General features: G+C 35.0%; 26 protein-coding genes and 2 pseudogenes. 5 read left to right on the forward strand and 23 right to left on the reverse strand.

Going from position 1 to position 22,776, the window contains the following annotated elements; genetic code table 11:
- Window positions 1–13: 13 nt before the first annotated feature.
- From KHA87_RS14540 to KHA87_RS14590, 11 genes are all read right to left on the reverse strand, one after another.
- Window positions 14–241 carry a sulfurtransferase TusA family protein gene (locus KHA87_RS14540; RefSeq protein WP_213094867.1) on the reverse strand — a complete coding sequence of 76 codons (228 nt, stop codon included), beginning with the start codon at window positions 239–241 and terminating at the stop codon, window positions 14–16.
- 175 nt (window positions 242–416) lie between these two features.
- The gene (locus KHA87_RS14545; protein ID WP_213094868.1) at window positions 417–1,544 is read right to left on the reverse strand and encodes an MBL fold metallo-hydrolase; all 1,128 of its coding nucleotides are present in this window, start codon (window positions 1,542–1,544) and stop codon (window positions 417–419) included.
- Window positions 1,545–1,574: 30 nt separating this feature from the next.
- Window positions 1,575–2,147 (reverse strand): sulfurtransferase TusA family protein, encoded by a 573-nt coding sequence (locus KHA87_RS14550; protein WP_213094869.1) that lies wholly within the window; start codon window positions 2,145–2,147, stop codon window positions 1,575–1,577.
- Between the two features lie 52 nt (window positions 2,148–2,199).
- Window positions 2,200–2,496 carry a rhodanese-like domain-containing protein gene (locus KHA87_RS14555; RefSeq protein ID WP_213094870.1) on the reverse strand — a complete coding sequence of 99 codons (297 nt, stop codon included), beginning with the start codon at window positions 2,494–2,496 and terminating at the stop codon, window positions 2,200–2,202.
- Window positions 2,497–2,516: 20 nt separating this feature from the next.
- The gene (locus KHA87_RS14560) at window positions 2,517–2,879 is read right to left on the reverse strand and encodes a rhodanese-like domain-containing protein (RefSeq protein ID WP_213094871.1); all 363 of its coding nucleotides are present in this window, start codon (window positions 2,877–2,879) and stop codon (window positions 2,517–2,519) included.
- A gap of 15 nt (window positions 2,880–2,894) precedes the next feature.
- Window positions 2,895–3,374, reverse strand: a complete 480-nt coding sequence (locus KHA87_RS14565) for a DsrE/DsrF/DrsH-like family protein (protein WP_213094872.1) — start codon at window positions 3,372–3,374, stop codon at window positions 2,895–2,897.
- A 120-nt stretch (window positions 3,375–3,494) separates the two neighbouring features.
- Window positions 3,495–3,755 carry a metal-sensitive transcriptional regulator gene (locus KHA87_RS14570; RefSeq protein ID WP_213094873.1) on the reverse strand — a complete coding sequence of 87 codons (261 nt, stop codon included), beginning with the start codon at window positions 3,753–3,755 and terminating at the stop codon, window positions 3,495–3,497.
- A gap of 186 nt (window positions 3,756–3,941) precedes the next feature.
- Window positions 3,942–4,511 (reverse strand): class I SAM-dependent methyltransferase, encoded by a 570-nt coding sequence (locus KHA87_RS14575; protein ID WP_213094874.1) that lies wholly within the window; start codon window positions 4,509–4,511, stop codon window positions 3,942–3,944.
- A gap of 102 nt (window positions 4,512–4,613) precedes the next feature.
- Window positions 4,614–5,126 (reverse strand): hypothetical protein, encoded by a 513-nt coding sequence (locus KHA87_RS14580; protein ID WP_213094875.1) that lies wholly within the window; start codon window positions 5,124–5,126, stop codon window positions 4,614–4,616.
- Between the two features lie 13 nt (window positions 5,127–5,139).
- The gene (locus KHA87_RS14585; RefSeq protein WP_213094876.1) at window positions 5,140–5,646 is read right to left on the reverse strand and encodes a hypothetical protein; all 507 of its coding nucleotides are present in this window, start codon (window positions 5,644–5,646) and stop codon (window positions 5,140–5,142) included.
- A gap of 190 nt (window positions 5,647–5,836) precedes the next feature.
- On the reverse strand, window positions 5,837–6,685 hold the full coding sequence (locus KHA87_RS14590; protein WP_213094877.1) for a protein phosphatase 2C domain-containing protein: 849 nt from the start codon (window positions 6,683–6,685) through the stop codon (window positions 5,837–5,839).
- A gap of 197 nt (window positions 6,686–6,882) precedes the next feature.
- Between KHA87_RS14590 and KHA87_RS14595 the strand changes: the two genes are divergently transcribed.
- A complete protein-coding gene (locus tag KHA87_RS14595) occupies window positions 6,883–7,323 on the forward strand; it encodes a YtoQ family protein (RefSeq protein ID WP_213094878.1) in 441 nt (146 codons plus the stop codon).
- Window positions 7,324–7,486: 163 nt separating this feature from the next.
- Complete coding sequence (locus tag KHA87_RS14600; RefSeq protein WP_213095188.1) at window positions 7,487–8,329, forward strand: nuclease-related domain-containing protein; 843 nt, start codon at window positions 7,487–7,489, stop codon at window positions 8,327–8,329.
- Between the two features lie 758 nt (window positions 8,330–9,087).
- Here KHA87_RS14600 and KHA87_RS14605 read toward each other — a convergent pair.
- The 11 genes and pseudogenes from KHA87_RS14605 to KHA87_RS14655 form a co-directional block, all read right to left on the reverse strand.
- Window positions 9,088–9,651 (reverse strand): HD domain-containing protein, encoded by a 564-nt coding sequence (locus KHA87_RS14605; protein ID WP_213094879.1) that lies wholly within the window; start codon window positions 9,649–9,651, stop codon window positions 9,088–9,090.
- 75 nt (window positions 9,652–9,726) lie between these two features.
- Window positions 9,727–10,152: a hypothetical protein gene (locus KHA87_RS14610; RefSeq protein WP_213094880.1), complete on the reverse strand. Its 426-nt coding sequence runs from the start codon at window positions 10,150–10,152 to the stop codon at window positions 9,727–9,729.
- A gap of 76 nt (window positions 10,153–10,228) precedes the next feature.
- Window positions 10,229–11,302, reverse strand: a complete 1,074-nt coding sequence (locus KHA87_RS14615) for an alpha/beta hydrolase family protein (RefSeq protein ID WP_213094881.1) — start codon at window positions 11,300–11,302, stop codon at window positions 10,229–10,231.
- 8 nt (window positions 11,303–11,310) lie between these two features.
- A complete protein-coding gene (locus KHA87_RS14620) occupies window positions 11,311–12,186 on the reverse strand; it encodes a GNAT family N-acetyltransferase (RefSeq protein WP_213094882.1) in 876 nt (291 codons plus the stop codon).
- A 14-nt stretch (window positions 12,187–12,200) separates the two neighbouring features.
- Window positions 12,201–13,403 (reverse strand): MFS transporter, encoded by a 1,203-nt coding sequence (locus KHA87_RS14625; protein WP_213094883.1) that lies wholly within the window; start codon window positions 13,401–13,403, stop codon window positions 12,201–12,203.
- Window positions 13,404–13,584: 181 nt separating this feature from the next.
- Window positions 13,585–14,205 (reverse strand): TetR/AcrR family transcriptional regulator, encoded by a 621-nt coding sequence (locus KHA87_RS14630; protein WP_213094884.1) that lies wholly within the window; start codon window positions 14,203–14,205, stop codon window positions 13,585–13,587.
- 84 nt (window positions 14,206–14,289) lie between these two features.
- Window positions 14,290–14,439 carry an FbpB family small basic protein gene (locus KHA87_RS14635; protein ID WP_213094885.1) on the reverse strand — a complete coding sequence of 50 codons (150 nt, stop codon included), beginning with the start codon at window positions 14,437–14,439 and terminating at the stop codon, window positions 14,290–14,292.
- A gap of 107 nt (window positions 14,440–14,546) precedes the next feature.
- Entirely contained in the window at window positions 14,547–15,605 is a 1,059-nt protein-coding gene (locus KHA87_RS14640; RefSeq protein WP_213095189.1) for a M42 family metallopeptidase, read from the reverse strand.
- Between the two features lie 387 nt (window positions 15,606–15,992).
- Window positions 15,993–16,486, reverse strand: a pseudogene (locus KHA87_RS14645) (GNAT family N-acetyltransferase).
- Between the two features lie 262 nt (window positions 16,487–16,748).
- The gene (locus KHA87_RS14650; protein WP_213094886.1) at window positions 16,749–17,612 is read right to left on the reverse strand and encodes an aminoglycoside phosphotransferase family protein; all 864 of its coding nucleotides are present in this window, start codon (window positions 17,610–17,612) and stop codon (window positions 16,749–16,751) included.
- Window positions 17,613–17,624: 12 nt separating this feature from the next.
- A complete protein-coding gene (locus KHA87_RS14655; protein ID WP_213094887.1) occupies window positions 17,625–18,227 on the reverse strand; it encodes a hypothetical protein in 603 nt (200 codons plus the stop codon).
- Window positions 18,228–18,709: 482 nt separating this feature from the next.
- Between KHA87_RS14655 and KHA87_RS22235 the strand changes: the two are divergent.
- A pseudogene (locus KHA87_RS22235) lies at window positions 18,710–18,796 on the forward strand (YjcZ family sporulation protein); the annotation flags it as partial.
- Window positions 18,797–19,156: 360 nt separating this feature from the next.
- On the opposite strand, the gene KHA87_RS14665 reads toward KHA87_RS22235, so the two are convergent.
- Entirely contained in the window at window positions 19,157–20,569 is a 1,413-nt protein-coding gene (locus KHA87_RS14665) for an FMN-binding glutamate synthase family protein (protein ID WP_213094889.1), read from the reverse strand.
- 233 nt (window positions 20,570–20,802) lie between these two features.
- Here KHA87_RS14665 and KHA87_RS14670 point away from each other — a divergent pair, with 233 nt between their 5' ends.
- Window positions 20,803–21,549, forward strand: coding sequence for a YqjF family protein (locus tag KHA87_RS14670; RefSeq protein ID WP_213094890.1), 747 nt, complete (start codon window positions 20,803–20,805; stop codon window positions 21,547–21,549).
- A 28-nt stretch (window positions 21,550–21,577) separates the two neighbouring features.
- On the forward strand, window positions 21,578–22,060 hold the full coding sequence (locus KHA87_RS14675) for a hypothetical protein (protein ID WP_213094891.1): 483 nt from the start codon (window positions 21,578–21,580) through the stop codon (window positions 22,058–22,060).
- Window positions 22,061–22,776 lie beyond the last annotated feature (716 nt).

The raw sequence follows: 22,776 nt of genomic DNA on the forward strand, positions 1-22,776 counted from the left end.
GGCCCCCATCTTTTTAAGCTTTTTTTATCCAAAATTTCAGCACATCATGATCCTCTTCAAATTGTACAAGCTCATGACCGCCGGATTTTGCCCATGCGGAAAGGTCATTCTTGGCACCCTTATCTGTTGTATGAATTTCTAAAACTTGACCGGATTCCATATCAGTCATTGCCTTTTTCGTTTTCACAATTGGCATTGGACAGGCTAATCCCTTTGCATCTAAAAATTTGTTTGCTTCCATTATAATAATCCTCCTTAAATTTTGTGGCTGATTCGTATTAATTGTTGTATTTTCATCATTTTTTTAACGACGCCGGGGCATCTTTTCTTATCCTTTTTTCCATTCTTAGACCAAATAGAGTAGTAACCCGTTCTTTTCGAATACAAAAACAACAAAGTTTAAGAAAAGAGCCTTGTTAGCGAACTGCACAGCGGTTTGGTCCAATTTCCATTTCACGCTGTTTTTCTTCGTCTGGAGCGATTTTCCCCATATTCGTCTCGCGAATCTCTTGATAAGCATTGGGCTGCGGCGGTAGATTTTCCGTCACCATTTTGCGAAATTCCTCTTCATCTTGCATATTCAATCCATGGTTTTCCGCAAATAGAGCGCCTAAATTTTTTGCTATCGTTCCATCCTCATTTAACTCATCTATGATCATAAAATGAGCTGGGAGAACGATTAGTTCGTCGGACAATGCCCGGTACTTGCTGTAAAGTGTTTCTCGCAAATCTCCTACCCAGTCTTCCGCCTTCCCTGCCAGATCTGGTCTGCCAATAGAATCAATGAACAGGATATCCCCAGAGAGCAAATACTTTTCATCCACTATAAATGAGGTAGAACCAATCGTATGTCCCGGAGAATAAAGGGCTTGAATATGAATGGTTGTATTACCGATTACAACATCGTTTCCGTCCACTAATGGCCGATATTCGAAGGCTACCTCTGTCGCATCCTTCGGTGGGAGCCAATAGGTTGCACCTGTTTTTTCGGCTATATGTCTTCCACCAGAAATATGATCTGCATGAAGATGGGTGTCAAATACATGTGTAATTCTTGCTCCAACCGTATCTGCAAAATCTACATAAACATCCGTCATCCTAGTAGCATCAATCAAGGCTGCGTCCCCATTAGATACTACCATATAAGATAGACAGCCCTTTCCGATACGAACGAATTGATATAGTTCTCCACCATCGTTTAAATCCCCCACTTTGATAGGCTCTAAATACTCGCTCCAAGCCTTCATACCACCTTTTAAATAAAAAACGGTCCATCCAGCCTCTGAAAGCATTTCCGCCACCATAACAGATGATCCTTCCTTTGCACAGACTACTAATATATCTTTATCTTTTGGAAGCATGTCTATAATTCCGCTTACTCCATCCAACAATTCAAAATATGGAACATTTAAATATTGAAAGTTCACTCCTTCCATCTTCCAATCGTTAAAATCACTTTCATTCCTTACATCTAGAATGAATAAAGGTTCTTTATTAATAACTTTTTTAGTTACTTCTTTTGAAGCCATCATGCTAACAGTCATATTTTTGTACCCCCCAAGGTATTATTGTAGTTAAAAAATTTTTTCCGTTTTACTTGACCATTCATTCATACCAGGCACCACGTTTATTACCTTCGCAAAGCCATTTTTCGATAATCTTTGTGCGGCAAGGTCACTCCGGTTACCTGATCGGCATATCACATAAATTTCATCTTCCTTGTTTAACTCATTCATACGTTCTTCTAACTCTCCTAAAGGAATCGTAATAGAATTGGGGATGTGACGGAATGCATATTCTGCGGCTTCCCTTACATCAAGAACAACGATATTTTCATTCCTATTAAGCTTTTCCTCGAGCTCCTCATTATTAATGACATAGGGATGCTTCTTTTCTACTGCATCTTCATTTGATGCTTTTCTTAAAAAATGTCTTAAAATAGCCCCTTCTTCCAGCGTTCCTAAATATTGATGGCCACTGCTCTCAGCCCAAGCCTTGATGTCTGCTTTTGATCCTTTATCAGTAGCTTGCACCTCCATCACCTGCCCTGGATCCATTGTATTCATCGTTTTTTTTGTTTTAACAATCGGCATTGGACATGCTAAGCCTTTTGCATCCAAAATTATATTAGCAATAATATTTTCCATGTAAATTCCTCCTAATTACATACGTATACAGGTATACACAAATTTAATAAATTCACTCCACTTTACCTTCCCACGCAAGCATTCCACCACTCATGTTCACAACCTGAAACCCTTCACTTTCTAAAAATTGTGTTGCACGTCCGCTTCTGCCTCCGGAGCGGCATACCATAATATATTCGTTTTGCTTTTTCAACTCATTCATTCGAGACTCCATTAATCCTAAAGGAATATTCACTGCTCCGGGAATTTTCCCTTCGGCTACTTCCTCCACTTCTCGTACATCAATGATAGTTAGCTTTTTGCCTTCCTTTAATAATTCCTCTACTTCTTTAGGTGTGATTTCTTTCATCCTTCATTCCTCCTGTAATATTAATAAGTCCAGGCATTCATGCCGCCCTTCACATTTGATACATTTTTATATCCATGTTTTTTTAGAATTTTGCAGGCTTTATTGCTCCTCATCCCGCTTTGGCAAATAACAATTATCTCTTTTTCCTTCGATAGAATTTTTATTTTTTGGTTAAGCTGATGAAGGGGAATATTCTTAAATCCCCTAATATGATTTCCTTTAAATTCGGCCTGTGTCCGGACATCCACGAATTCTTTGTTTTTGTTTTTTAATTCATTTTTTAATTCTTCCGTGGAAATATTTCTTACACCCTTTGCTGGGAACATGCGCTGGATAAGATAGAAAAGGATAATTGCCAGAATGATAAATTTAAAATATACCATAATTAGTGCCTCCCACTAGATAAACAAATTCACGTTTCCATCTTGTGCATCAGCCAAATATGCTGCAACTCCGGCATATTCGATATTATCAAGCAGCTCCTCTTTCTGAAGCCCTAAAAGATCCATCGTCATCGTGCAAGCGACCAGCTTCACCTCTTGCTCATGAGCCATCTCAATCAGTTGCGGCAGCGTTAGCGCATTATGCTTTTTAATCACGCCTTTTATCATTTTCGGACCAAATCCACCAAAGTTCATTTTGGACAGTCCCATTTTATCTGCTCCTTTTGGCATCATTTTGCCGAACATTTTTTCCATGAAGCCTTTTTCGACAGGAATTGACTCTTCTTTTCGTAAAGCATTTAATCCCCAAAAGGTATGGAATATAGTTACTTCATGATCATAGGCTGCCGCTCCATTTGCAATGATATATGCAGCCATTGCTTTGTCGTAATCTCCGCTGAATAAAACAATGGTCGTCTTTTTCGTATTTGTCATATAAATTCCTCCTATTTGTATTACCAATACCCGTATGGGTATCTATAAAACTAAAAAAATAATTTTTACCCCACGGGGTATTTTGTTAGTGAAATTAAAAGAGGTATTAACCTCAGGTAATTAACGACTTTTTACAAGAAGATTAACTGCCTCTTTTACTAGCTCCTCTGCACTATCTCCATTTTCCGTGGCTTTTTGCACACAGTCTACTAGATTCGAGCTGACGATTACCCCAATGGTTCTGTCAATTGCTGTACGGGATGCGGATAGCTGTGTAATTACATCCTTACAATCCTTATTTTCTTCCATCATTCTTAATATACCGCGCAACTGACCTTCAATCCGTTTTACCCGGTTTTTCATTTGATCATCATAGTACATTTACTCGCCTCCTTTTAAATGAAAGTTCTATCTTCGATAAATTATTTTTTACCTTGAATAATATCAAATAATCCTTTTCCATTAAGAATTACAATGGTTATTTTATACCCATAAGGGTATCTTGTCAACTAGATTATAGTATAGAATAAATACAGCATTCTTTATGTTCCGGGTATGAAATGACATTCATTTATTATCCAATGTTATTGCATATACATCTGAATTAAATGGAACAACCTCGGATTTATATCCTTTTTCTATCATAAATTTCCTCATGTCCTCTGAAGATATTCTTTCATGTATTGGCGGCCCAACCTCAGCTTCTACTGCTTCCCAATCAAGAATCAATAATCTTCCACCTGGTTTCAAGATGCGTTTGAATTCACCAAGAGCCTTCTCCATATTTGGAATCTCATGCATAACAAATGCAACAACCGCCTTATCAACACTATTATCCTGCAACTGTATTTCTTCTAAATTACTCTCAATGTATTGAATATTATAGATGCCTTCTTTTGCTGCTCTCTCCTTCAGCAATTCCAGCATCTTTACTTCAATATCAACAGCGTAAAGCGATTGACTTGTTTCTTTTGCATACGGAAGAGTTAGATAACCATTTCCCGCTCCTAAATCTGCTACGATATCATTTTCTTCAATCGATAATAATTCTACTACTTTTTCTTGTGGAATTAATTGTTTTCGGTTTGTGTCTAGTAGCTTTGCCGCTTTTTCCGGTTTAAATCGATGTCCTGCCATATTCATTCATCTCCTTCATTTATTTTTATTGTATGTCAAAAACGGGAAAGTTATTGACAACAACACAATATACCCATACGGGTATAAAAGTCAATAAAAAACTTAATCCATTTTAGATAAAGTAATAGCTTTTTTAACTTTACTTTGCAAGTCTATAAAAGTATCTTTACCAAAAAAGGCATCGGCTTTCTGTTTTATTTCTCTTAGCCATAAATCATTTTCAGCTAATGTTTTCCTAATCCTCTGCACAATTTGTAAAGATTCCTGATCCGTAATTTGCTTTGCCACTCTTTCAAGCAAAACTTTGGCATCTTCTGAATATTTATCTGCAAAGCTATGACACATAACCATATTGATTCGAAGTCCTTCACCGTATTCATGGGTAAAAGCTCTCCTAATGCATCCTCTAACCCCAGCATATCCATAGGAAATTTCCGAAGCAGCACGGTAAAACAAGACCATCCCGTCTGCATGGCTAGACTTCGGATGGACACGAAGCTCTGTTATGAATGACATTAATTTTCGCACCATAGGCTTTGCTTCCTCCATCGTATTCCACCAATCAAGTAAAAGTCTTCTCTCGTCATTATCCATGGATAATGATCGGTAGTTCATTGCTCTCCCTCCCTTAAAGACGTGGTACTGCTTGAATATTTTCGATACGGGCATGAATTTCGTACCACCTGTTACCTAATAGTTCTTTTCCTAGTCTATTCGCTTCCCTAATCATTTGCCCGATTTGCCAGTTGAGATTTCTACTTAGATCGACTAAATAATATATTTCTGGTGGAGCCTCTTTTACAGCCATTTCGAAATTGGGACTTAACTGCTTCTCACTGATTCTTAGTGTATCTAAATCAAATACGAGCATTTCCATCACAAGAGGAGGAACTTCTCCTTCCCGTAAACGGGTTATCGTTCCCTGTACCGCATCAAATCCATAACCAACATCCGCTACAGATGCATGATAGGGATTCAAACCAGGCTTTGCTCTTAAGGAAGGAATCGACCTAAAGCCGGTGGTGATGGAACATACCACCTCCTTTGCTGCCATTCCTCTTTCTATTACAGCATAAATTGCATCGAGATAAGCATTCCAGAGGTCAGCATTATGATTGCTAAAAGAATATGACATACAGTATTCCCCTTACTCTGATCTTTTTGTAAATATATTTTTAAAAGCAGAAATTTATATTTTGTCCTGAAGGGGTGAAAAACAATAATTTATGATATAAAAAATAGAATTCCCTTAAGGAGAATTCTGATCTTAGATTTAGTCTACCAGGCATGCTTATTGGTACTTTTATACAAACAGTTCGGTTTTTTTAGTTATTAAAAGTAAGAACCATACCGGTTTTATCGTCAGATTTTTTAAACCTAATATATTTCAAGCATTCCGGATCGGTTTCTTCCAACGCTATTAAATCCCGTGCATACTGTTCTATCCCCTTATCAAGAATGCATTTGGCAGTATAATCCCAATAGCTTACTTCCTCTGGTACATGTTCTGCCGGTAGAAACATACCATCTGTAATTAATATAAGATGCTTTAATCCAATGTTATTTATTTTTCCATGTTCGAGAAAATTAATTGCCTGCGGTTCTCCATTTAACACTCCATATCCCATTGGAGTATTACTTTTCCTTCTATTAGAAATTAATATATCTTTTACTTTTTTCATCAAATCTTCCCGAGTCTTTATCCCTCGATTTATGTACTCCTTCCATTTAGAAAACGCCAATTCCTCCAAATGGGCTACTTGGAGCCGTGTTAATGGTCTTACTTCATCATTTTGATATACAGCTAGAATCATACAATCGCCAGTTTGAACGAATTCAATGCCAAAATCCGAAACCCTTACGATAGCTAATGCAGTCCCCCACAGCTTTTCTTTTTCCAGAATATCAATTTCATATTCCCTCATCTTTTTTTGCAAATTTCTATTGACGTTTGTTATGTCCTCGAAAAGGCTAGTATAGGTTGTGATTGATTGTAAATAATTCTTCACTTCATGAGAAGCCATATAACCACCTGTTAAGTTTTCCCTGCTCTTAAAAGGGATTAATGAAGAAACACCATCCGCAACACCAAAAATAGACATCTCCTTATTGATTATGTATGAATCCTCATTTAGATCTCCAACACCCTTGAATGTTCTGTAATTCAATTCCATGATTATCCTCCGATCTTTTGTAAACGTTGATTCTTCTAAGATAATAGAATATCTTGTTTAGTACAAATTTTTAAGAACATGGATAATAACACCAAAACACCCGTTAATGGATTTTAGCGTAATATTCCTAACCTTATTACAATTCACTCTACCATTTGGTAAAATGTTGGTAGAAAATATTTAAGGAGGCGTAAATAGTGGAGTTAACTGTTTATTTAGCTGGCCAGATCCATGATAATTGGAGAGAGGAAATAAAGAAGAAAGCAAAAGAAAGAAATCTGTCATTAAAATTTGTAGGGCCTCAAACAGACCATGATCGATCTGATAATATCGGGGAAGAAATTCTCGGAAAACAGCCTGGTAATTTCTATAAGGATGATGCTGCCTCTGATATTAACAATTTCAGAACACAAGTATTATTGCAAAAATCAGATGTAGTGATCGCATTATTCGGTGAAAAATATAAACAATGGAATACCGCAATGGATGCCAGCACGGCAATTACATTGAATAAACCTACTATTATCATCAGGCCTGAATCGTTAATCCACCCTTTAAAAGAACTTTCCAATAAAGCAAATGTAACGGTAGAAACAGTTGATCAAGCATTAGATGTTTTACAGTATGTTTTTGAATAAGGTTATGGGGGAGCGGCAGCCCCCCTCCTATAGTCATCCTCACATATTTCCCTTCCAATAATATTTCAAAAAGTGCCTTTAGAAAGGATGTAGAAGATTGACAACTTATAAACCCCGAATCAAATCCACCGAATTGAAGACTCTTGAAATTTTAAACACTCGAATGACTTTATCTGACAAAGATCAAAATCACTTTTATAATTTAAAAAAGGGCTTTGAAGGAGAAGTAATGTTTGATTTATTAACGGAGACGCTCGAGTGCGATTGCTTCATTTTGAATGATTTGCTGCTTCAAATGAATAATACTACTTTCCAGATTGACTCTTTGATTATCACTGCAGATATCCTCTACCTTTTTGAAGTGAAAAACTTTGAAGGAGATTTTTATTACGAAAAGGAACAATTATTTATGAAAAATAAGTTTGAAGTTACTAATCCACTAGTCCAATTGAGAAGAAATGAATCCTTAATGCGACAATTACTTCAAAGCAATGGATACAATCTCCCTGTTGTTGCTTCCGTAGTATTTATTAACCCTGAATTCACCTTATACCAAGCACCCCTTAATCTGCCCTTTCTCTTTCCAACACAAGTAATTCGCTATTTAAATCAATTAAATAGAAAATCTATTAAGATAAATAATAAACAAAGGATCCTAGCAGATAAATTAGCTTCGCTTCATCTAGATGAATCCCCATTTACCCAGCTACCTTCTTATGATTATGATCAATTGCAAAAGGGAATAGTTTGTATCAAATGCAATTCATTTTTATTATCGATAAAGGGTATGAGAATATGCTGTAAGGAATGCGGACACACGGAAGTCGTGTCAACTAGTATTTTGCGGAGCGTGGAGGAGTTTAGGTTGCTTTTTCCGAATGAAAAAATTACGACGGGTAAGATTTATGAATGGTGTAAGATAATTGATTCTAAAAAGAGAATACAGAGGGTATTGGAGCAGCATTATAAGTTAGTTGGAGTACATCAATGGTCCTATTACCAATAGATTTAATTAAAAGATGAAGGACATTTTGCTGCTTTTTTAGCTGATTTTGTCTTTCATTCCGCTTATGAAGGACATTTTGCTGCTTTTTTAGCTGATTTTGTCTTTCATTCCGCTTATGAAGGACATTTTTTTGCTTTTTTAGCTGATTTTGTCTTTCATTTTGCTTATGAAGGACATTTTTCTGCTTTTTTAGCTGATTTTGTCTTTCATTCTGCTTATGAAGGACATTTTTCTGCTTTTTTAGCTGATTTTGTCTTTCATTCTGCTTATGAAGGACATTTTTCTGCTTTTTTAGCTGATTTTGTCTTTCATTCTGCTTATGAAGGACATTTTTCTGTTTTTTTAGCTAATTTTGTCTTTCATTCCGCTTTTGAAGGACATTTTTCTGCTTTTTTAGCTGATTTTGTCTTTCATTCTGCTTATGAAGGACATTTTTCTGCTTTTTTAGCTGATTTTGTCTTTCATACCGCTTTTGAAGGACATTTTTCTGCTTTTTTAGCTAATTTTGTCTTTCATTCTGCTTATGAAGGACATTTTGCCGCTTTTTTAGCTGATTTTGTCTTTCATTCTGCTTATGAAGGACATTTTTTCGCTTTCTTTGCTGATTTTGTCTTTCATTCCGCTTATGAAGGACATTTTGCTGCTTTTTTAGCTTATTTTGTCTTTCATACCGCTTATGAAGGTCATTCCAGAAACGGAGATAACCATCACACTATAAAAAAATACACTTCTAACTTAAAGCGAAGTGCATTTTTTTATTATGAACCTTGAATTTTCCCCATTGTTTCTTTATCAACAAGTTCTCTGATAGACTCTATTATTGGATCAATATACGAATATTTTTTACCGTAATCCAAATTGAATTGATAATCAAAATCGGGAGGATTATTGCCTTGATTATGTTGAATAATGGTTTCTATTTTATCCAAAGCTTTTACTAATTGAGCCTCTTTGGTTTCACCTTTATTATATTCCCACCATAGAGAAAGCAAGCGGTGTCTCATTTTTTCAGGAAGTGGTTCTATCAATTTAATCATTGCTTTTTCTTCCTTTTCCATTTTCCCGTCTGTATTTACCACTGCCTTGGCTGAAATATCCCCATCAAATGCTTCTCCCAGGTCATGTATTAAAGACATACAAATAACTTTCATCCTATCCATCTCTGGAAAATAGTCTACCAGAATCATGGAAAATAGACTTAGACGCCACGAGTGTTCTGCAATGCTTTCTTGTCTTCCCGTACTAGTCCACGCGGTTCTAGTATTATTTTTTAAACGTTCCAGCTCCTTTATAACAGAAAGGATATTATTAAACTCTTTCATACGGATCAACTCCAAAATTATACTTATCCTTAGTGTAATTCAAGAATCGTGTTCGTTCCAAGTTTCCTCCATCTATTATTTGTAATATTTCACAATGACTTCCTTCCCATTTTCCTTCTTCATCTTAATTCCTGTAATTAATGGTTCATTAATAGCTATTTCCTCCTTCTGAACATCCTTTGATGAGAATATTACATATCCTTTAATACTAATGCTATCTCTCCTACAATTTTTTTCGGTAATTTTATTCTCTATCGATTTTTTTCTCGTCCAATTATTTAGCATAATTTGGATGGAGTCTTTCTGGAGGAGTAATTTCCCTTCATTGCTAATGGTAAATGCATAATTAAGCTTTTGCTTATCGTTCGAATTATTAACCCCACCAATGGAGATTACTGCATCTACAATCCGTAAATCAGCATTCTGCTCCTTTTCAGTTTTTGCACTTGAACAACTAGCCAATAATAATAACGTAACTAAAAGCACACACGCTTTTTTCACGATTACTTTCCTCCTTGAAAATGAAAAGAGCATGAATGGAAACAACTGCCAGACACGCTCTCCTTTTTGAAAAATATTAACTTACATATTTACCTTCACTGTCTATTACATAAAAATCTGAACCATTTGTATTACGTTCTATCCACTGTGAGAATGCAGCTTTTTTATCTATTAAAAACTCTTTGAAAAATTCAATCATAATTTTATTTACCGTATGATGAACTGCATTTATCATTTCTTCATTCTTTTCTTTAAAAATAAGTGGTACATCAGAGAAGGACATATGATCGGAATTGTTTACTTTTATAAACAGTTTATATCCCGATAAAGAATCATAAAGTAATTGTTGACCTTTACTATAAGCTTCGGCAACTTCATTACTCCATATTTGTAGCATTTCACTTAAAGTTGCATGCTGTTGACGAATCGATAGGAAAGGTGTGTTTACTGGCGTATCGTGGGAAATTAAGTGCAGACTCCCATCTAAAATCACCCCTGCCTTTACACGATTGTCTCTTTTTGCTAATTCATAAATGGTTGCCCCACCTAATGAATGTCCAATAACACCAACTCTATTCATATCAAGCTTCCCATTTAAAAAATGATCCGTTTCATTCCAGCTTGAAAGAGTGTCAAGCAAAAAGGAAATATCCTCCATCCTACTTTTCATAAGTTCTTTTAAAGATGCAAAATCATTGGATCCGATAGTTTGAACAGCCTCACTCTGATAAATTACATTTCCGTTTGGAAAAACCGTAAATAGAGTTTCATATGTTGCTCCTACAGTGACTACAAAAAAACCTTCCGAAACAAGTTTCGATATATTATATAAATACAAGTCCCTGTCAACTCCCATACCAGGAGAATAGATAATGACTGGGAGGTTCTTTGCATCATAAGATATAGAGGCATCATTAGTATAAAATGACTTTAAATTCTTAATCTCCTCTGCACCCATATCTTTGAAAATTTTAAATGCTTCTTCTTCCTTTGGAGAAAACAAATCTAAATAAGAATTTCTCTCATCCTCCTGCTTGCCTTGACTTGGATAAAAGATACTAATCATCCATTTTCTGTTTTCTTTATTTCTACTTAGAATGTCTTCTCTTTTATAATCGATCAATTTTATTACTTTTCTTCCTACTCCCATAAATTCTCCTATAAAAGATAATACATCTCATATTGCGAGAGAGCATTTCTTGTAAAGCCGGATCTTTTGAAAAAGCCCTCCAATTGGTGATTATTTGGAAACGTTGTCGACATAGTTTTAACATTCAAGTCCTTGCTTGCTTGATTCAATAAAGCCAATCCAATCCCTTGTCTTCTCTGGCTCTTTTCCACCATTAGAAAACTAATTCTGCCGTTCCCGTTGATACTTAAACACCCAACCATTTCATTTCCAACATAGGCTCCATAGAAATGATAGTTGTCGGCTGCTCGGATAAAATCGACATCATTTTGCCAATTAATATGATAATCCCATTTTTCTGTTGCCTTCTCATAATCACTGAAACTAATTTTTTGTAAAGTTACGTTTTCCGGCTTTTTAGTTTCTGGCAATTGAGATAGGTCCCCCAAGGAGAAAATAGGAAGATTATATATTTTTTCATAACCGAGTTTTTTATAAAAATTTATAGCTCTGTCATTGCCTACAATTACCTCTAAAAATAATTGCTTACAGCCTTGAGAGATCGCTTCTTCCTTATGCAATTCAAATAGCTTCTTGCTTACTTCTTTCCCTCTAAAATCAGGACTTATTGCTAATGTACCGCATCGCATTGTTTTAATGCCTTCATATAATTTTATTCCTCCAAGAATGACACCAATTGGCTCGCCGTCATAAGTAGCGATAAAAGAATGCTCCAGGCTATTTCCTTCTGGTCCGAAGAAGTTTTTAACAAACACATCTTTTGGTATTTCCATTTTAATAATGTAATCGGAAAACCCTTTAGAGAATGCTGTATAAATTAAATCCATATCTACCTTTGTACATCTTTGATACTTGATTAACTCCTTTTCCACTATAATACTCATTGGAATCCCTCCTATTATTGGTTCACTGTATTACTTATTTCCTTTAAGGAATACCTTGATTTAATAATCAAAGCCATTGCTACTATGATTGCTATCGTACTGCCGTGGAATAACCATACTAAGTGTGGCATGGTTAGTATATTTATTAAGCAGGAAGTTACGATGAATCCAATCGTAAATCCTAACTGGCTTAAAAGATTGGATACGCCAAAGATTCTCCCCCTAATAGAATTATCTGTCATTTGCACAATTGTTGAAAAGAAGGAACTTAGGCTCGCATCAAACATTCCTGTAATAAAAGCAAAGAAAAGAATTATCCAGAACACTTTATTCGATAGTAAGAAAATAAAACCGAGTGATGCCATTAAGGATGAACCAAGATATACGTACAGCAGATTTCTCTTGAACCATTTGATTTTCGGTATCACCCATGTAGCAAGAATACCTCCCATTCCCCAGCTGCCCCAAATAAGCCCCTGATAGAAGGTAATTTCATGCGGGTTTAGCATTTTGGCTAATAACGGAATCCCTACATTTTGAGAACTCGCCGCAAAGGTTTGAAAAATATAGATGGTAAACAGAATCAGCAGAACAGGATTGATAAACAAATGATTCTTTACTTGTTTAATATCTTGGCTCCAATTTTTTAAAGACTGGCCTTTTGTTCGTTGTTCATCTTTATTCCATTTAAAGTTCCACAATACTGCTGCGGATAAAAAGAAGGAGATAGAGTCTATTAATATAATCACTCGGTAATTCAAGACCGTTGATAACCAGGCTGCCAGCATAAACCCTACAACCATACTAATGGAACTCAATCTAGATATAAGCGCGTTAATGTCTAATATTTTCTTATCTCCGTATATTTGAGGAATCTCCGCGCTAAAGCTAACACTGAAAAAGCTACTAAAAAAACCAAGAATAAAGGAAATACTAAGAAATAAAACTGGTGTCGGAAATAAGAAAAGCCAAAGTACAAATATCCCTCTGAATAAATCACTCATGATCATTAACATACGTCTGTTATAGCGGTCTGCAAGTATGCCAGAAAATAAGCTGGAACAAATTCCTCCAAACACACGCGCTGCTAAAACAGCCGTTAACCATAAAGTACTCTTCGTCAAGGACAGAACCATTGCATTGATTACTACCAATTCCATCATATTTCCCATATCCGAAAAGGCTTTCGTGTACAAAAAATAGGATTTTATTTTCACATTATGAATCCCCTTATCCAGATTAAGTTCGGTAAATGATTAGCAAATCCTCCTTTTTAAAAAACTGACTGTATAGTTTTTATTTTAAATAGTAATCTGGATTTGTCAATAAAATTCTTACTATTTGATCTAATAAAAAAGCCACCCTTATGGCAGCTAGATAATATTATCAAAACATCTATCATTTTTTTGAAATTAATATATATTGTAAGATCATTTCTTGAGATATTAAAAAATGCTCTTTATAATTATATTCCTTCCCTACTACTGTGTAATGTAAGCAAATTCCGTCGATAATAGCCCAAAATAAACTAGCGACAATTTCCATTTGGATATCCTTCTTGAATTCTCCATTGTCTTGTCCTTCTTGAATAATTTGCATCAAGAATGCTCGAAATTGTTTTTTATAACGGTCTTTCATAATATTTTTCAAATGTTCCTGTCTCGATGAATTAAGCCAAAATTCCATGTGAACTCGGATTGAATTGCTCCACTCTTCCATATTCTCCGCTTCTCGATATATCCGAAGCAATTCTATTATTTTCTGTTCGGCAGTATCAAGTTCTTCAAACCGTTCTTTCAGGATATTAAAAGTGTGATTTGTTCGTTGATCCATCAGTGTAATATAGAGGTCTTCCTTACTTTTAAAATAAGTATAAACCATCCCTTTACTAATACCTGATTTCGCTCCAATATCATCTATAGTGGTCAATTCATATCCTTTTTCTCCAAATAAAATTAAAGCACTCTCCATAATGATTTGCCTTTTCTTCTCTTTATAATCCTCTGAAACCTTTGGCACTTCATCATCTCCTTGCTCATTTTATAACATAGGTGCCTGGCACCAATACTAATCTAATCGTATTTTATCATAAATGAGAGGATTTTAAGGACTCTTTATGTGTTTCTCTTCCAATCGCTTCTCTATTTCTTTTATTAGTTCCTTATCCTGCTCCATCATCTGTTTATTTTGGTTAATTAATTCATTCAAATTAAAGGATTTATTATTGTGTAGTTTCCTTAGTCTAGTTTTCATCATTTCAACCCTCTGTTCGTTAGAAATTAGTACACGTACTGCGTTATAAAAAACCAAATCCAAGAGATTTGGTTTTTAAATGAATTTAGAGTGGTATACATTATTTATCAGAATGTAATTTTGTTCGTAACCTCATTGTTTAACTTTTTTATCACCTGCACAAATAAGTTAACGGTGTTTTCAAAGTCATCATAGTGTAAAACAGCAGCATGACTGTGTATATATCTAGTAGCAATCGTAATTGCTAATGAAGGTGCTCCATTTCCTGAAGTATGAGTAGCTCCCGCATCCGTTCCCCCGAAGGCTAATGCTTCGAATTGATAAGGAATCTTAAACTCCTCTGCTACATCAACCACAAAATTCCGTAGATCCGGGTGAGAAACTAATGAGCTATCATATAATACAATTTGCGGCCCGGAGCCTATTTTTGAACGGGATTCATTGCTCGAAATCCCTGGAGTATCTCCGGCAATCCCAACATCTATGGCAAAAGTAATATCTGGATTTATCAAATTCGCCATCGTTTTCGCTCCACGCAAACCGACTTCCTCTTGTGTGACTCCTACCCCATAAAGTGTACAATCTAGTGACTCATCTTTTAAACGCCTCATCACTTCAATGACAATGGCACAGCCAATTCTATTGTCCCAAGCCTTTGCCATCATGAGTTTTGGATTTTTCATTACCGTGAACGGACAAATGACTCCGACGACATTACCTGGCCTTACTCCAAACGCTTTCGCCTCTTCTTTACTTTCTGCGCCAATATCTATAAACATATCATTCATTTGAACTACTTTTTTTCTATCCTCACTCTTTAAAATATGAGGAGGCTTGGAACCAATTACCCCTTCAATTACCTCACCTGATGATGTGAAGACTTCCACTCTTTGTGCAAGTAGTACATGTTCCCACCAACCACCAAGACCGATAAACTTTAGAAATCCATCCTCTGTAATGTCCGTAACCAAGAAACCGACTTCGTCTAAATGAGAAGTTAACATAACCTTAGGGCCATTTGATGGACCCTTTTTAATAGCTGCAATACCACCAAGATTGTCATACTTCAATTCATCACAATTTGGCTCCAAATATTTTTTCATTACCTCTTTTACAGGCTTTTCATTCCCAACTACCCCTGTTGTTTCTGTTAATTCCTTAAACATGGTTAAAATTTGATCCACGATAATTCCTCCCTCCCATTACTATACAGACGGTTTATACAAATCCCAATATTCAGTCATTTTTAATTATGTAAATTGCTAACTCGCTAATCAAGGAGCATTCAATAGTTGCATTATTTTCTGGGAATTCATTTTTAAAAAACCGACTGTATAGTTTTTATTTTAATTGTTTCTTTTCCATTGTCAATTTTTATTTTTCAGAACAGTTTTTTATAATGAAATTAGAAACTTATATTAAAGTTATAAGAAGATAGCGGCATGATTTCAGGTGGTAACACTATGAGTGGAATATTACCTGGGATGTAGTCGAGGTCTACAGGACCATTTGTAGAGAAAGTCGTAGACCAACATTTCTTCATGATAAAAGTTTCATTCCACTCCCTTCCATAATTTGACCATGTTATACCAGCTTACTCCACCATGTTTTGATTCAGACATGCCATGGTTAACAAATCCAAATTTTTCATAAAAAGAAACTAATTCCTGTCTACATGTTAAAGTGATTCCTTCTCTTTCTTTTTCTTCTGCAAGCACTTCCATTTTCTCAATCAATATTTTTGCAATACCTTTATTTCTTGCTTTTTAGACACAACTAGTCCTAAAATACTCTGATATCCTCCTATTTGGGGGTTTTTTTGGATTTTTTCAAAAAGGTCATCGGTAATGTATAGTTGATTAATAACAGGTCCATTAATATAACCAAGGATCTCCCCTTCCTTTTCTGCCACAATAAAGGTATCAGGTATTAACTGAATCCTCTCCACAAATGCTTCTTTTGTGGCTGCCTCCTCTATTGAAAAGCCTTCATTCTCAATAAATAAAAGCTGTTCTATATCTGTAGTTTGTACATTTCTTAAAGAAATCATCTTGTCTATTAACCTCTTTCCTAACTGAATTGACCTAATGATTGTGCATAATACAAAAATGCTCGGTTCTAAACAATAATAATTTAGTGTAAGCTATGTTTCATTTTTTCGCTCACAAACTAAACATCTATTAAAATTCCTTCTAAAGCTAACATACCGTTTGGTTAGTACAAACCTTCACAATCTAACAGCATTTTCCATTAGAAAATAGCAATTTGATTTCCTAATAAAGTGGCAAAGTTCATAATCGACCCCGATTTTAAAGTAAAAAGCTTTTTAAACTCGCTATATTTTCTTCTAGAAATAAAGCGTTTTTCTCGATACTACGACGTTTGCACCACCCAATACTATTGAAGGCGTCAGTAAATCGATAAAAGGGTAATACCATTTCTAAATCAATTAATGGTCTTATACTTTTATAGCCTTCTCGATAGGCATTATACAAATTAGGATCGTAGCGTAAAAAATCACGATACAGTTTGGTAAAATCCATTTCTGTTGAACCAAACCGAACACTTTCAAAATCTATTATCCCTGAAACTTTATGACCATCAACAATTATATTTGCTGGCCGAAAATCCATATGTACAAAGCTTGGCCCATCTGGGGAAGGTAGCTGTCCTTTCATTTTCTCAAATTTTTTAATGGCTTGATTATATAATCTAGCATCCAAAATATCCCTTACATCCTCAGCAAAACTATAAAATTGGTTTTCAACAAAAGCAGACCAGTTCTTAAATTCATTTTTTATGCCAGTCAACACTCGCCCAGCAGGCGGTCGAATAGTATGCATCTCGGCTTGAAGAGCCCCAATTTGAAACGCTATTGTTGGTGAAGCCTCCAATGTTAATGGTTTTCCTTTTAATTCAGATAATAAAAAAGCACCCGGACATTCCTCATCACCAGACCAATAATCCAACATTTCAGGTATGGAAACTCTTCCTTTTAATATTTCATATGCTTCTAACTCTCGCTGATACTTTAATTTTGTATAGGGGATTTTCAGAAAAACATTTTCCCCATTAGACAAAGTACATTTATAGACGGTTGAACTATGGGAATCTTCAACCTCGTTAGTCGATTGTAGCTGTAATCGAAATTGTTGTATGACACGATTTAACATCAAATTTCCCCTTTATATAACAAATTCGAAACCTGTTGGTTTTTGGAATGGTACCTTACATTCTTTAAAGACTAATTTAATATTAGAAATATCATCAGGTAAAGCTGGTGATACGATGAATGTATAAGATGAATGCCCTCCTGAACCTCCCCCTCCTTGGTTGCGGCTGTCATACTCAACCCCTCTACCTTCTATGGTTAGGTCAAAATAGATAGGTTCTCGAAATCTTCTAGGTATTTCATCATCAGAATCTTCTCTGTCAATGTTGAAATGAACAACACTGGCATTTTCATATTGACGTACAAATGTTACCGAATAAAACACATCATCTTTTTCAAACGATCTTAATATTGGTATATTTTTAAGAAATCCTTGTGGTTCTACAACAGGTTTATATATGTCTTCATTTAAGAAATGAGCAAATACACTATTTAAGAAATCCTCATAAAAATTATATTTTTTAGACCATGCATGAATATGTTCTTTCGTTGGAAAACCAGGATCGTTATTTGAAAGTTCTTTACGTTGTTTTATTAAATCACAAATTTGTTCATCAATGCCTTCAATTCTGTTATTATAGTATTCTTTTGGTGGTTCAAATCGCATTCGCTTCATATTTTTCCTCCTCTAAATTAATTGGAATAAATCAGTTATATAGCAATTCTATTAAATTGAACTTCCTATTTTCAAAAAAAAATGACTGTCTTCTTACATCAGTCAATTTTCTCTTTTTTCATTTTTTTGTATATTTATCAATTCTTGCTAAATGTTTGAAATCACAAAATAAGTGATAGAAACGTAAATACATGAAGCGTTAAGACATCTTGGATAAATACTATCCTATAGTCGAAGAGAGTTTCTTCACAAACCATAGAAAGAATGAAACTCATCCCACACATTTCCCCACCTATATTTATATTAACTTCTATAAAATCAGGGAATTTCCTTCTTTCACTAAGGTTTGACAGAAAGAAAGGTTTTGGTATACAAGCCTTCAGCACCCTTACTAAAAATGGTTTTTAAGTAGGTGCATGTACAGACAATATTAATTAAAAAACATACTTTATTAAGGATCTTGAAAATTTGGAGGTGTTGATATGAGTGGTACTGGCGGAGGAGGCTTTGCTTTAATTGTTGTTTTATTCATTCTATTAATTATTGTTGGTGCTTCATATGTAGGTGGTTCCTCTTATGCAGGGGGTGCAGGCGGAGGAGACCCTGTATTTATCGGAGGATTCTTCCCATTCTTTTGGTAAGCTAACTTAATAGTCATTGAAACCAACTTTATCGTTTTACTGTATATGGCAAAATAATAGTGCAGGACTTTGCAAGAGAAAATGCAAAGTCCTGCACTTATTTTGTGTGGAAGAGTTTCTCACTCCAACTAATATGCTGCTGTCTCTGTTTGAAAAAGATCAAACGTATTATGTCTCATACACACAGCAATGAACTACAAAAAAGAAGTGCGCAAAGACACTTCTTGAGATGATGTTATGTTTGGATATGAAAAGGATTTATAATTTAATCTTAGATGTTCTAACTTATTATTTCTTCATTTGTCTCTCTTCCCAAGGTTGAAATGAAAATGGAATCCCAATCATTTTTGCAGTTGACTCATCGTAAGATACTAAATCATTTTTTGACAGCTCTTTTAAAGAGCGTTTTCCCATCGCTCTTAATGCCATTTTCATTTCTTCAATACTTGCTGTTAAGAACTTTTCTGCTGATTTAACGCCTTCATCAATCTTAAATGTATCCTTGAATTTCCCTTGATTCCAAACGGCTTGTGTAGGTGGTTCAAACGGTAGTGCATTAAGAGTTTGAGAATGTGCAACTGTAAATAAAAGAGCTGAACCTACATATATAGCATCAGCACCTAGTGCTAGTACTTTTAAAAAATGTCCGGGTACAAATAATCCTCCAGATACTATTAAACTAATTTGCCCCTTCATATTTCTTTTCTCCAGATGATTGGCGGCACGAAAAACTGCATGTAATGTTGGAATCCCAAAATCATCAGATAAAATCGGCGGGGCACCATGGGTTGCTGCTTGTCCGCCGTCAATTGCAATATAATCAACTCCAATATAAATCAAATGATCAATATCTTCTTCCATTTTTCCACCTGCGCCAATTTTGGATCCAATTGGAACTCCCCCAGTTATATTACGGAGTTCATCAACAAGCTCTTTCAAATCATCCAGCGTTTGATTCTCAACAAAATTATCATAAATCACAGCATCCTCATTTTCCTTTAGTCCCATCACTTTACGGGCACGACCTGTTAGATTTTTCGGGGAAATCTTCCCACCCGTTCCCATTAATGCCCCCTGCCCTAATTTAACTTCAATCATGTCTGCTTGTTTAATAAGATTGTCTTCCTTTGACCAATCTGTTTTAGAAAACTGCAGAATATAATTTCCTGCAGCTTCTATTTCCTCAGGTAGGACTCCACCTTCACCAGAGTTAATGGCGGTTCCCACATTTTTAGCTGCTTCCGCCAAAGAAAGTCTCACTTCCTCACTTAGTGCGATTCCATAGGCCATCCCGCTAATCATAAGCGGTATTTTTATTTTCATAGGTTTTTTCGCCTTTGGTCCAATGGTAACAGCAACATCCACATCTTCCTCACCATCAATGGGAAACGGAGATGTTTGTGCAGGGATAAACGTAATCGAATCTAAATTCGGCCACTGTTTTGAAGAACCAAGCGGTCGATGGAGAACATCGCCCGTTTCTGCACGCAAGCTATTTTCAAGTATATTTTGAATCCCCATATGCCTAAGGCCTGGTAACAACTCAATTAGATTTTCTTGATAACTGTCGGTCATAATAATTTTCCCCATTTGTTTAACCATTCGTTTAATTATCCACCGCCAACCAATAAGGAGAAATAATATAAGGACAAATAATATTGATATCATCACTAAAGAAACATAATTTAAATAGTTCGGCATAATCACTTCTCCACTACTATACAAATTAAATCATTATTACCATTATTGCCCAAAGAGGAGAAATAATTATTCTTGTTATGAAATTACTTTCACTAACAACAGCGGTGAAAATATTAAAAAAGAGTAGATTAAAAAATTCCGTTAAAGGAGAAACTATACCAGATCTTGCGAACAACAACCAAAATTGATTTTAAAACTAGCTGATAACTCCATGTAAGAAGGAGATTATTTTTATGACCTTACTAAATGATATTATTCACCGCCCTTTTCCATTGCCTTCGAAAAGGTGGATTATGCGGCAATCATGGAGAAATGTATTGTTCTTACATTGGCCAATTCCGCCTGAAAAATTACGGCCCCATATACCTTCCATATTACAAATTGATACCTTTAATGGATCAGCATGGTTAGGGATCATTCTATTCGTTATAGAGGGAATCTTCCCTTTCGGATTATCATCTGTTTCCTTAACCCCAAAATTTCCAGAAATCAATGTAAGAACATATGTTACATACAACGGTAAACCAGGTATTTACTTTATGTCTATAGATGTTGAAAACTGGGCTTCTTTAAAAATAGCGAAGCGTTGGTATCGTTTACCTTATAAATCGGCGCAAATTTCTTTACGAAAGGAAAAACAAACCTATTCTTTCCAAAGTATTCGTAAAGGAAACGAGAATCCTTCCATATCATTTAAGGGCGAATTTGGTCCAGTATCGGAAGTTTATTATGCAAAAGAAGGAACTCTTGATCATTGGCTCACTGAGCGATATTGTCTTTATAGTTCGAATAATGTAGGCAACATCTATTGCGGTGAAATACACCACCGACCTTGGCCATTACAAAAAGCAGAAATTGAAATGGTCAGGAATACCCTTTTTATCCCTTTTAATTTGGACTTTCCTAAAGTAAAACCAATTGCTCATTTTTCGACAGGTGTAGATTCGCTAATGTGGAATATAAAGAAATTACGTATCTAGACGCTATCAAATTTTAAGGAGGAGCATAATGGTAAAGCATAATACAAAAATGGCATTCTCTTTAGCCACATTAATATTGCCTTGGCTGACTGTCCCATTTATGGGGAAAAGGAACTTTTTAAGGTTTTTACCAGTAGCTAGTTTTGTCAATTTAATTTTAAGTGTTTTCAGTCTAATCAGTTATAGAAAAAAATGGTGGATAACGAATAATCCTCTATCTCCTGGCCCTATAGATTTTACATATATATTAGGTCCTTATTTTGTGGCAACACTCTGGATATTTAGACTAACCTATGGGAAATTCTTTAAGTATTTAACAACTAATGCGGTATTGGATTTAATTAATGCATACCCTATGCCTTACATTGGAAAAAAATTAGGGGTCGTCAAATTTATAAAGATGAAACACACTATTTGGTATTTTATTAATGTATTTTTAGCAATTGTTATCTATGGCTTTCAATACATTGTAGAAAAATCAATTAGGAAAGCAACTAATAATAAAAATTAAAATGAGGTTAAAAAAATACTTTATAGAAAGTTTTGTAGCATATTTCCATGAATGAAGAGAAAACGATTGTGGAGTTACTGGAGTTTCATTGAAGAGCTACAGATATCAAGCAAACTTTTCCATTATCTACATAGTGATAAATGGAGATATCTGCTTATATTTTGAAGAAACTGCAGGAGTTCAAAATTTACATCTATAGAGTGGTGGTTGTAATTTTGGACAAAAATATGTTCTATATCCAAAGAATAATTAAAAGCATCCCTCGGATGTTTTTTATTTTATTTATAAACAGTAAATTATTTAAGAATTCTATTACTATTGCATATCCACCTATCATTTCCCCGACAATATATACATGTAAAATAAGAAATGTAAATTAATGTTTAAAAAAGAAAAAAACAGGACTTTTAAATGAATATATTTTTCCTATGGACAATCATATATTTTATTTAAAATCTATAAATGCTAATACACTCGTCCAAACAGTTTAATAATTTTCACATAGTTTATATTAGCCGTATCCTCTGCCGGCACCATAAAGATCACCTCCAAAAAAGCGTATGTCTATGTGCATACGCTTTTTCTCATAGGATTTAAATCTATGGGACAAACATGGATTTTCTATTATTTTTATACGTTTGTCCATTTCTTATAATGAAAATTCACATAATGTAATAGTGGATAGATTTATTGGATCCAGTTTATTAGCAGGAGGT

It is taken from the genome of Bacillus sp. FJAT-49736 (assembly GCF_018343615.1).
GTDB lineage: Bacteria > Bacillota > Bacilli > Bacillales > Bacillaceae_C > Margalitia.